This is a genomic window from Pseudomonas sp., assembly GCF_049645325.1.
Taxonomy (GTDB): Bacteria; Pseudomonadota; Gammaproteobacteria; order Pseudomonadales; family Pseudomonadaceae; genus Aquipseudomonas.
On the sequence record NZ_JBARTQ010000322.1, the window covers coordinates 1 to 9,047 of the forward strand.

At 62.8% G+C, this 9,047-nt stretch carries 10 protein-coding genes; 3 read left to right on the top strand and 7 right to left on the bottom strand.

Annotated elements, in window-relative coordinates:
* From WBB95_RS14475 to WBB95_RS14485, 3 genes are all read left to right on the top strand, one after another.
* The coding region (locus tag WBB95_RS14475; protein ID WP_424488201.1) for a histone deacetylase family protein at nt 1-603 on the top strand (603 nt) is incomplete at its 5' end.
* A 76-nt stretch (nt 604-679) separates the two neighbouring features.
* Nucleotides 680-2,095, top strand: a complete 1,416-nt coding sequence (locus tag WBB95_RS14480; RefSeq protein ID WP_424488202.1) for an amino acid permease — start codon at nt 680-682, stop codon at nt 2,093-2,095.
* Between the two features lie 74 nt (nt 2,096-2,169).
* On the top strand, nt 2,170-2,598 hold the full coding sequence (locus WBB95_RS14485) for a TOBE domain-containing protein (protein WP_424488203.1): 429 nt from the start codon (nt 2,170-2,172) through the stop codon (nt 2,596-2,598).
* Between the two features lie 18 nt (nt 2,599-2,616).
* Here WBB95_RS14485 and WBB95_RS14490 read toward each other — a convergent pair whose 3' ends face one another.
* The 7 genes from WBB95_RS14490 to glgX all read right to left on the bottom strand — a co-directional run.
* Nucleotides 2,617-3,636, bottom strand: a complete 1,020-nt coding sequence (locus tag WBB95_RS14490; RefSeq protein WP_424488204.1) for an alpha/beta fold hydrolase — start codon at nt 3,634-3,636, stop codon at nt 2,617-2,619.
* A 143-nt stretch (nt 3,637-3,779) separates the two neighbouring features.
* Nucleotides 3,780-4,541 (bottom strand): PIG-L deacetylase family protein, encoded by a 762-nt coding sequence (locus WBB95_RS14495; protein WP_424488205.1) that lies wholly within the window; start codon nt 4,539-4,541, stop codon nt 3,780-3,782.
* Between the two features lie 179 nt (nt 4,542-4,720).
* Nucleotides 4,721-5,380, bottom strand: a complete 660-nt coding sequence (locus WBB95_RS14500) for a glycosyltransferase (RefSeq protein WP_424488206.1) — start codon at nt 5,378-5,380, stop codon at nt 4,721-4,723.
* Complete coding sequence (locus WBB95_RS14505) at nt 5,377-5,976, bottom strand: SAM-dependent methyltransferase (protein WP_424488207.1); 600 nt, start codon at nt 5,974-5,976, stop codon at nt 5,377-5,379. Before WBB95_RS14505 ends, WBB95_RS14500 begins: the two co-directional genes overlap by 4 nt.
* Entirely contained in the window at nt 5,973-6,731 is a 759-nt protein-coding gene (locus WBB95_RS14510) for a PIG-L deacetylase family protein (protein WP_424488208.1), read from the bottom strand. Before WBB95_RS14510 ends, WBB95_RS14505 begins: the two co-directional genes overlap by 4 nt.
* Nucleotides 6,728-7,726, bottom strand: coding sequence for an acyl-CoA dehydrogenase family protein (locus WBB95_RS14515; protein ID WP_424488209.1), 999 nt, complete (start codon nt 7,724-7,726; stop codon nt 6,728-6,730). The genes WBB95_RS14510 and WBB95_RS14515 overlap by 4 nt, the downstream gene beginning before the upstream one ends.
* A 1-nt stretch (nt 7,727) precedes the next feature.
* The coding region (gene glgX, locus WBB95_RS14520; protein ID WP_424488210.1) for a glycogen debranching protein GlgX at nt 7,728-9,047 on the bottom strand (1,320 nt) is incomplete at its 5' end.

A 9,047-nucleotide genomic window follows, 5' to 3' on the forward strand; every position in this document is an offset into this window, starting at 1 on the left:
GGCCACAACAGCGCGTTCGCCTTGTGCCGCCCGCCCGGCCACCACGCCGCGCGCGAATACATGGGCGGTTACTGCTACCTCAACAACGCGGCGATTGCTGCGCAACAGGCGATCACCCGCGGCGCCAAACGCGTGGCGGTGCTGGACGTGGACTTTCACCACGGCAACGGCACGCAAAACATTTTCTATGATCGCCCCGACGTGCTGTTCGTCTCCTTGCACGGCGAGCCGGCCGTGTCGTACCCGTACTTTTCCGGTTTCAGCAGCGAGCGCGGCACCGGCGCCGGTGAGGGTTTCAACCTGAATTACCCGCTGGCAAAAAACACCACGTGGGCCCACTACAAAACCGCCTTGGTCGACGCCTGCCGGCAACTGCGCGAGTTCGCCCCCGAGGTGCTGGTGATCTCCCTGGGTGTCGACACGTTCAAGGACGACCCCATCAGCCATTTCCTGCTCGACAGCGAGGACTTCCTCGGCATGGGCGAAATCATCGCCAGCGTCGGTGTCCCGACACTGTTTGTGATGGAAGGCGGCTACATGGTCGATGAAATCGGTATCAACGCCGTTAACGTCTTGCACGGTTTCGAACGCCAGACCGCCTGATCGCCTGACCCGAATAATAAAAAAACCGCTCGACTCTTTTCTGCCAAAACTCAAAAACATAACAAGAGGTTTTGTGATGAAAACAACCACACCCGGGCTGGGTGAAAAGCCTGCGTTGCAACGCACCCTGAGCAACCGCCACATCCAACTGATGGCCATGGGCGGCGCCATCGGCACTGGCTTGTTCATGGGCTCCGGCAAGATCATCGCGTTGTCCGGCACCTCGATCATCCTGATCTACATGATCATCGGGTTGTTCGTGTATTTCGTGATGCGTGCCATGGGCGAGCTGTTGCTCTCCAACCTCAACTTCAAGAGTTTCGCCGACTTTGCCGGTGCGTACCTGGGGCCGCGTGCGGCTTTTTTTCTCGGCTGGTCGTACTGGCTGAGCTGGAGCGTGGCGGTGGTCGGGGACGCGGTGGTCGTCGGCGGGTTTTTCCAGTACTGGTTCCCGCACCTGCCCGCATGGATGCCGGCCGTGGGTATGTTGCTGACCTTGTTCGCTCTGAATGTGCTGACGGTGAAGCTGTTCGGCGAAGTGGAGTTCTGGTTTGCGATCATCAAGATCATCGCGGTGGTGACCTTGATCGGCGTGAGCGTGGTGCTGATCGCCAGTTCGTTTGTCTCGCCCACCGGCGTCACCGCGTCGTTGAGCCATTTGCTGGATAAACAGGCGGCGTTCCCCAACGGTTTGTTCGGCTTTTTTGCCGGGTTCCAGATGGCAATCTTTTCCTTCGCCGGCACTGAGCTGATCGGCACGGCGGCCGCTGAAACCCGAGCGCCGGAAAGGACCTTGCCCAAGGCGATCAACTCGATTCCGCTGCGGATCATCCTGTTTTATGTGCTGGCCCTGGCCTGCATTATCGCGGTGACGTCCTGGCAACAGGTGTCGCCGAGCAAGAGCCCGTTTGTCGAGTTGTTTCTGGTAGCCGGTTTCCCCGCGGCGGCGGGCATTGTCAACTTTGTGGTGCTGACCTCGGCGGCGTCCTCGGCCAACAGCGGGGTGTTTTCCGCCAGCCGCATGTTGTTCGGCCTGGCGGACCTGGGCGATGCGCCGGGCGTGTTCCGGCGCCTGTCGAAGAACAGCGTGCCGTTTATCAGCCTGGCGTTTACCACCTTACTGATGGTGCTGGGCCTGGTGCTGTTGTTTGTGGTGCCGGAGGTGATGACGGCCTTCACCATCGTGTCGACCGTCTCGGCGATCCTGGTGATTTTTACCTGGTCGACTATTCTCGCGTCCTACATCGCCTACCGTAAAAAGCGCCCGGACCTGCATGAAACGTCGCTGTATAAAATGCCCGGTGGCGTGCCGATGGCCTGGATTTCCCTGGGCTTCCTGGCCGTTGTGTTAAGCCTGCTGGCGCTGCGCCCCGACACGCGCCTGGCGCTGTGCGTGATGCCCGCGTGGTTTGTCTGGCTGGCGATTGCGTATCAGCTGTCGCACGTTCGTCAGCGTTTAAACGCACAAGTGACGCAGGGCAGGGCGCTATAGTTGTTTTTACACAACGCTCCGTTTAATCATGCGCGGCAATTCCTAACCTATAAGTCAAGAAAAGGACCCTCCCCATGAAAGTCAGTGCACGCAACGTATTCAAAGGCCACGTCAGCCAAGTCCAGGACGGCGCCGTCAATGCCGAAGTGGTCCTGACCCTGCCGGGTGGCGAGCAATTGGTGGCGGTGGTGACCATGGAGAGCGTCCGCAACCTGGGCATTGCCGTGGGCAAGGAAGCCGTGGCGCTGATCAAGGCGCCGTGGGTGATGCTGATGACCGAGTCCAGCGACATTCGCCTGTCGGCGCGCAACTGCCTGGATGGCAAGGTGCTGAGCGTGAATGACGGCGCGGTCAACGCTGAAGTGGTGATCGAGTTGGCCGGCGGTTCCAAGGTCTACTCGATCGTGACCCGAGACGCCGTCGCGGAATTGGGCCTGGCGCCCGGCGTGAATGCCACGGCCGTGATCAAGGCTTCGCACATTATTCTGGGCGTGCCGGCCTGATCAGCGCCGTGGCGCTTGTCACAGGTGGTCGGCGTCAATCACCGCCTTGGCGAACGCCGCCGGTGCTTCCTGCGGCAGGTTGTGGCCAATGCCGCCGTTGATCAGGCGGAATTCATACTTGCCAGTAAAGCGCTTGGCATAGTCTTCCGGCGCCGGGTGCGGGGCGCCGTTGGCGTCGCCTTCCAGGGTAATGGTCGGGACGCCGATGGACGGCGACTGGGCGAGCTTCTGCTCCAGCGCGTCATAGCGCGCTTCGCCTTGCACCAGGCCCAGGCGCCAGCGGTAGTTGAACACGGTGACCGCCACGTGATCGGGGTTTTCCAGGCCTTTGGCGCTGCGGTCGAAGGTGGTGTCGTCAAATGCCCATTTCGGCGAGGCGGTTTGCCAGATCAGCTTGGCAAAATCGTGAGTGTTTTTCTGGTAGCCGGCGGCGCCGCGTTCGGTAGCGAAGTAGAACTGGTACCACCACTGCAATTCGGCTTTGGGCGGCAGAGGGTTCTTGCCCGCCGCCTGGTTGCCGATCAAATAGCCGCTGACCGACACCAGCGCCTTGACCCGCTCCGGCCACAGCGCCGAGACGATGTCCGCCGAGCGTGCGCCCCAGTCATAACCACCCAATACCGCTGTGTTGATGTGCAGCGCGTCCATGAAGTCGATCACGTCCTGCGCGAGCGCCGCTGGCTCGCCGTTGCGCAGGGTTTTATCCGACAGAAAACGCGTGTCGCCATAGCCCCGGGCGTACGGGATCAGTACGCGGTAGCCCTTGGCGGCAAGCAACGGCGCGACGTTGGCGTAGCTGTCGATGTCGTAGGGCCAGCCATGCAGCAGGATCACCACTTGGCCCGTGGCCGGGCCGACCTCGGCATAGGCCACATCCAGCAGGCCGGCCTTGACGTGCTTGAGCGCGCCGAAGGCGGAATGGCTGGCGATGGAAGGGATGTTGAGTTCGGGCATTTCGGCGCTGGCGACGCCAATGACACCGAGCTGCAACAGCGCAATGGCCAGAAAGGTGGAGCGGCGATTCAACGGGGTGTGCATGGCGAGCCTCCTGCGGCTTGATGTATGCCTGGCTCACAGTTGAACGCTGCAGTGTATCGGCTGTGTTTCAACAATTGCCGCGGGTTAAACGCTGTGTATCGCAGTGGCCGCTGTACACACTGCGATACATAACGTTGGGCCTTCTACGAAAACACGATCTCATAGGGTTCGCGCATTCGCTCCAGCAATTCCTGGGCGAGCATCGGCGCCAGGCCGATTTCCGGGTCGCCGACCAATTGGCTGGCGTACGCATGCGTGGCGTGCAGCTTGCGCGCGACGCTCCAGGTGTCGAGGCGCACTTTGCGCGCGCGTTGCCAGGGGATCACCGCGCCGTCGCGTACCGGCCAATGCCAGGCCCAGATGGGCAACTCATACAGCCGCGCGCTCATCAGGGTGCAGGCCTTGGCACTCGCGCGGCCAACCGCGTCATGGTCTTGGTTGCCGTCATTGCGCCATGTGGTAAACACCACGTCGCCGGGCTGCAGGTAGCGCGCAATAAATTGGCTCATGGGTTGTTCGCTGGCCGCCAGCGCATCGTCGCGAAACCCGCCGCGAATCCATTTCAGGCTGTGCAACGGCATGCCCAGGCGGCGCAGGGCCTCGGCGCTTTCCTGGGGCCGGATCACACTTAAACGGCTCGCCGGCCAGGTGTTGGACCCAGGGTGGCTGGCGCTGCCATCGGTGATGGAGATCAACAGCAACGGGTGCTCGAGGGTGCTGAGCAGTTGCAGCAACCCGCCACAGGCCAGGACTTCATCGCCCGGATGGGGCGCAATAACCACCACGCGTGCGCCCGCAGGCACCAGCGAAGAAGGCGTGATGGCAGGGATTTGCGCCAACTGCGGCGCACTGTTCCAGATTTGCGCGGGGCCGCGACGGCCCTCGCTTGAGGAGGCAGGTCTCATGATGGGTGTCACATCCTTGTCGATTCGTGCGGGGTCGTGCCCCGTTGACGGGACGACTCTCTTTTATTCACTGCAGACTCCGCTGCGGTGAGGTGCGGCACTCCAACCCTGGAGTGCCAGCAAGGCCATGTCAGCATAGACAAGGATTCGTCGCACTTACATCTTGAAACACGGATTTTTCAGCCGGCGACCATCAGACGCTTCAAATAATCACCGAAACCGCCTTCGGCGCGGCAGTCGAGGCGGGCGCTGGTGATGACCTGAGGCGAGTGGCTCCAGGCGATTGTGGCGCCGCAACGCTCCAGGTTGCGCACCAATTGCACGTCCTCGTGGCAGGCCAGTGGCTCGAAGCCACCGGCTTGCACATAAGCGCCGGCACTCACGCCCAAATTGGCGCCGTGAACATGCCGGTGGCCGTCGCGGGCCTGGTACGCCTGGTGATAACGAATTTGCGCGGCCGGGTCGAAGCCTTCACTCCAGGCATCGACGGTCACCGTGCCACACACTGCATCCACACCCAGCGCCAATTGCGCCACCAGCCAATCGGGAGCGACGCGGCTGTCGGCGTCGGTGCAGGAAATCCACCGCGCACCTTGATTCAATAAATGCCGTGCCCCGACGCCGCGCACGTGCCCCACATTGCGCGCCTGCACGTGCAGGCTTTGCACCGGGTACGCCTGGGCAATGGCCGCACTGCCATCGCTGCAACTGTCGAGCACCGCCAGAATCTCTACGGCTTCACCGAGCAAGCCGGGGTGGCTGGCAGCAATCAAGGCGGCTTTCAGGCATTCGCCCAGCAAGGCTTCTTCGTTGTGCACCGGGATCAGAATGCCAATCATCGCAGGCCCTCGTGAGTCGCGACCGTGGTGCCGTCACGGCTCCACAGGTCGAGCAGGAAGTCATCTTCATGATGCTGCACGACGTGGCACATGCCGAGCCGTTGTTGCAGCAGGGCGTGCACCTGTTCAGCGGTTTGCGGGCAGCCCTCGATGCGGGGGCGCCAGTGGCAGGCGAGCAGTTGCCCGTCGTCGGTCAGGGAGGCGAGGGCGCGATCCACCAGGGTGTTGAGGTCATCGGCATCGAGGTAGTAGCACAGCTCGCTCAACACGATCAGGTCGAACGGGCCGGCAGGCCATTGTTCAGGCAAGCGGCTTTGTTGCACCTGCGCATGGGCAAATCCCAGCAGCCGGTTTTTCGCCAGGGCCACGGCGGCGCCTGCGGTGTCACAGCACAACAGACGATCACAACGTGGCGCCAATTCAGCGCTTAACTCGCCATTGGCACAGCCGGGCTCAAAGATCGACGCGTAGCGCGGGCGGGTCAGCACTGAGAGGGTCAGGGCGCGTTTGCGGCGCTCGTACCAGCGCTGGCGGAAAGCCCACGGGTCGTCGTTGCCGGCGAACAGCTGGTCGAAATAGGGCGTGGCCACGCTCATACAAACACCACTTCAAAAGGTTGCAGCAAGCGCTCCACCACATAGGGCGCGAGCACCGGGCCGAGGCCAATCTGCGGGTCGCCTTCCAATTGGCTGGCAAAGGCATGAATAGCGTGGCGTTTGCGCGCCACGGCTGCGGGTGTCAGCGGGATCTTGCGCGCACGGTGCCATGGCACCTGGCTGTCTTCAGGGGTTGCCCAGTGCCATGTCCACACCGGCAGTTCATACAGGGTGGCGCCAGTGTTTTCAGCGGCCTTGGCGCTGGCACGGCCAACGGCTTCGTGGTCACAGTGGCCGTCTTCGCGCCATGTGGTGAACACCACGTCGGTGGGCTTGAGGTGGCGCTGGATAAACGCGCTCAATTGTTCTTCGCCGGCGGCGACCTGGCTGTCAGCAAAACCTGCGCGCAGCCATTTCAAACTGTGCAGCGGCAAACCCAGGCGGTGCAGGGCCTGGGCCGACTCCTGCGGCCGTACCACGCTCAACCGCTCCACCGGCCAACGCTGCGAGCCTGGGTGGCTGGCGCTGCCATCGGTCACGGAAATCAACAGCATCGGCCGCCCAAGCTGCGCCAAGCCTTGCAACAGGCCGCCACAGCCGAGCACTTCATCATCCGGATGCGGCGCAATGATCACCGCACGACGCCCTTCAGGCACCAAGTCCTCGACGCTGACCTGCGGCAACTCGGCCATGTGCGCCGAGCCCTGCCACTGATGCAAGGGCGTGCCCTGGCCGACAATCGGATTGGGTTTCATAACAGCCACCTCCCTGTGGGTTCTTCGGCGACCAGTTCGCCCAAGGCCGCCAAGTCACGCTCGGCGTGACTCTGGCGTACATACACGGGCAAATCCGCCATCAATTGGGCAAAGTGCGGATCCTTGCAATAGGGCCCAGCACCGACTGCACGGCCCACATGGTGGATGACTTGCTCGACGGTATCTTCGATGCAGGCCCGTGCCTGCTGGGCAATCTGGCGGGCATCGGCCCGGGGCGCACGGTCAATTTGCTCGGCACTGTCGCGCAGCACGCAGGCGGCGCTGTTCAACACACTGTCGACTGCGCCCAGGTGCGCCAGGGCATGCGGTTCGGGGCGTTTGGCGCATTGTTCGCGTAACACCTCGGCCAAACGTTGTGCGCCGCCATACCAGCACGCGGCAATGCCGATGCCGCCTTGCCAGAACCCGGCGCGCGCCAGGTAATCCCCAGGCCCGCCGACCGCAATGCCCCGGGCGTCGTTGAAAACCACCTCGACACTGCCGGTGGCGGCCATGCCCACGGCGTTCCAGCCTTCATCGGTCACGGTGACACCCGGTTGCTGCATGTCCACGGCGACCAATTGCTGGCGGTCCTCTTCGTCCCAGGCGGTCAGGAGCCCGTGACTGACCACCGCTGCGCCGGAACACCAGGCTTTGCGCCCGTCGACGATCAGGCGATGGCCGTCGCGGCGCACCCGCACCTTGGCGGTCGGCGGCTCGGCGGCCCACATGCCCCATGTGCTGCCCAAGGGCGGCAACGGGCTGTCGAGTTCGGCAATGATCGCCAAGGCATCGGTGTGCCCTTCAAACAATTTGCACAGCCGCAGATCGTGCCCGGCCACCTGCGCCAGGCGGCTGAACCGCTCCAGCGTCTGGCCGCTGCCGGGCAGCGGCAGTTGGTCCAGGCCCTCTTCCTGAAGTGCCTTCAGGGCGTCGCCCAGGGCTTGCGTGTCCGCATAGCCCCGGTTGCCTTGAAGGAATCCATGCAGCGCCATATCACACCTCGTCGTCGCGCTGCAGTTCAAACAGCAGCAATGAGCGGCCAGTCACGGCGTACTCGTGGTCGAAATCAAAGCGTTCCTGGCCGCGCACGGCCGGCTCATTGGTGTCGAGCATACAGGTCCAGAACTCACCCTCGGGCACCGGCGGCAGACGGAAATTGACCATGTCGTGATGAGCGTTGACCACCAGCAACAACGTGGCGTCCGCACCGGCGCGGCGAATACCGGTTTCCTGGGCGCGGCCATCCATCAGCATGCCGAGGCAGCGGCCATGGCTGTCTTCCCATTGCTCGGTGCTCATCTCGTTGCCATCCGGCGCAAGCCAGGTGACGTCCTTGACGCCGATGTCCTCGTTGTAATCGCCCACCAGGAAACGTCCACGGCGCAAAATCGGGTACGTGAGGCGCAACTTGATCAGGCGTTTTACAAACTTGAGCAGCGCCTTGCCGTCACTGTCGAGGTCCCAGTTGACCCAGCCAATTTCACTGTCCTGGCAATAGGCATTGTTGTTGCCGTGCTGGGTGCGCGCGAACTCGTCCCCCGCGACAATCATCGGCGTGCCTTGAGCCAGCAGCAGCGTCGCGAAGAAGTTGCGCATCTGGCGCAGGCGCAGCGCGTTGATTTCCGGGTCTTCGGTAGGCCCTTCGACGCCGTGGTTCCAGGACAGGTTGTTATTGCTGCCGTCCTGGTTGTTCTCGTCGTTGGCCTCGTTGTGCTTGTCGTTGTACGACACCAGGTCGTGCAAGGTGAAGCCGTCGTGGGCGGTGATGAAGTTCACCGAACTGTACGGGCGGCGTCCGCGATGGTTGAACATCTCGCCCGAAGCGGTCATGCGCCCGGCGAAGTCCGCGAGCTGGCCGTCGTCGCCTTTCCAGAACGCGCGCACGGTGTCGCGGAAGCGGTCGTTCCATTCCACCCAGCCCGGTGGGAAGTTGCCGACCTGATAGCCGCCGGGGCCGCAGTCCCAGGGTTCGGCGATCATTTTCAGTTGGCGCAGCACCGGGTCTTGGCGGCAGGCCACGAGGAAGCTGTGGCGTTCGTCAAACCCGTCGCGGTAACGGCCGAGAATGGTTGCCAAGTCAAAGCGGAAACCGTCCACGTGCATTTCCGTGGCCCAGTAGCGCAGGGAGTCGGTGACCATCTGCAGCACGCACGGGTGGCTCAGGTCCAGGGTGTTGCCGGTGCCGGAATCGTTGATGTAGAAACGCTTGTCGTCAGGCATCAGCCGGTAATACGAGGCGTTGTCGATGCCGCGCATCGACAGGGTCGGGCCGCGTTCGTTGCCTTCGGCAGTGTGGTTGTAGACCACGTCGAG